Genomic DNA, 1630 nt, shown 5'->3' with positions numbered 1-1630 from the left:
GCTCTTCGGGCGAGCGTCCCCGTATCTCGCTCTCGATCTTGTAGAGCTCGGCGATGCGCTGGAGCGCCTCCGTGGCGATCGGCGCGGGTCCGGACTGGGCCAGTTCGTAGAAGCGTCGACGGACATGATGGCATGGACGCCCCCTTCCGCTTCCGCCCTGTGGCGAGGAGTATGGAGCGTGGTCAAACAGAAGGAGATTGCCATGCGAGATGAAGTTCACGTGGTCGGCCTCGACATTGCCAAATCAGTCTTTCAGGTTCACGGGGCTGACCAGCATGGGAGAGCAATTGTCCGACGGAAGCTCAGGCGTGATGACGTGGAGCAATTCTTTCGCGTCCTTCCGAGCTGCTTGGTTGGGCTGGAAGCTTGCCCGGGTGCACATTTCTGGGGTCGGCTGCTGCGCAGTATGGGACACGAGGTCCGCTTGATCCCTGCGCAATACGTTCGGCCCTACGTAAAGACCAACAAGAATGATGCCGCCGATGCCGAGGCGATCTGCGAAGCAGTCACGCGACCGACGATGCGCTTCGTTCCCATCAAGGAAGAGATGCAGCAGGAGATCCTGGTCATCCACCGAGTTCGGGAGATGTTGATCCGCCAGAGAACCCAGTTGATCAACGCGATCCGCGGTCACTTGGCGGAATTCGGGGTAATTGGTCCGAACCGGGCACACAACATCGGCCTTCTCACCGTTCTGATCGAAGATGAATCGGAAGCGCGTATTCCGCCTGTGGCGCGGCATGCGCTGCGTTATCTCGTCGAACAGCTAAGAGAGGTGAAGACCAAACTCGCCCGGATCGACAGCAACTTGGTTGCCGTCGCGAGAGGTTCCAGCGCCTGCCGGCGATTGATGACCATACCCGGGGTTGGCGTTGTCACCGCGAGTGCCTTGGTTTCGTCCATGCGTGATCCGGCCGACTTCAAATCCGGCCGTCATTTTTCCGCGTGGCTCGGACTGGTGCCCAAGCAGCATTCCACGGGCGGCAAGGAGCAGCTCGGCTCGATCAGCAAACGAGGGAACGGCTATTTGCGCAAGTTGCTGATTCACGGCAGCCGTTCGCTCATGCGCTGGCGAGGGCGCACCTGGATTTGGCTCGCTAAATTGAGAGACCGGCGGCCTGCCAATGTTGCGGTCGTGGCGATCGCGAACAAGACGGCACGAGTTGTGTGGGCATTGCTGCGATACGGTGGAACGTACGGCGCACTGACGCGTGAAGCGGCATGATCTTTGCCGTCATTCTGATCAGCCCGACTTGGGGCCGATGCGGTTGTGAGGATAAGTAAGGCAGGTGATGGCAAGACCGGGCGTACCGGGACCGGGTGAACCCGTTGGGCGCATCGAGCCTCGAGCTCGCGCAACGTGATTGGGTGCCGGTTCGCGGATATTCCATCAAGGCCCGTGGTGCAGGGTGCTCCACATCGTAGAGGCCGAATAGATGACTGCAGCCGCAGGCATTGCCGAAGCCGCGCATAAAGTCCTTGCAAAGTCGGGGGCGTCCATAGATGCGCCCAGCAGAACGCCAGGCTCACGGCATTGCGCTCGGCCAACGCCCGGTATCCGGCGTAGCCGTCGACTTGCAGGATTCCGACGAAGCCCTGAAGGTGCCGCAGTGGCTGTTCGGCCTTGCGG

Annotated in this window: 1 protein-coding gene and 2 pseudogenes; 1 reads left to right on the top strand and 2 read right to left on the bottom strand. The window is 60.8% G+C overall.

All coding sequences use genetic code 11. From position 1 onward, the window contains the following. Positions 1-127: pseudogene (locus O7A70_RS33695) on the bottom strand (IS66 family transposase); the annotation flags it as partial. Positions 128-202: 75 nt separating this feature from the next. Between O7A70_RS33695 and O7A70_RS33690 the strand changes: the two are divergent. Continuing rightward, positions 203-1225: an IS110 family transposase gene (locus O7A70_RS33690; protein WP_032936374.1), complete on the top strand. Its 1023-nt coding sequence runs from the start codon at positions 203-205 to the stop codon at positions 1223-1225. Positions 1226-1500: 275 nt separating this feature from the next. Here the strand turns inward: O7A70_RS33690 and O7A70_RS33685 are convergent. Continuing rightward, positions 1501-1630 (bottom strand): annotated as a pseudogene (locus O7A70_RS33685) (IS66 family transposase); the annotation flags it as partial.

The organism is Mesorhizobium sp. Cs1299R1N1, from assembly GCF_037179655.1.
GTDB classification, from domain to species: domain Bacteria; phylum Pseudomonadota; class Alphaproteobacteria; order Rhizobiales; family Rhizobiaceae; genus Mesorhizobium; species Mesorhizobium salmacidum.
Note: the sequence above shows the minus strand (reverse complement) of the source record. Positions and strands in the feature narration are given on the sequence as shown.

Coding starts and splice junctions, on each gene's coding strand:
- O7A70_RS33690 (WP_032936374.1), top strand. CDS start 203: ATGCGAGATGAAGTTCACGTGGTCGGCCTCGACATTGCCAAATCAGTC.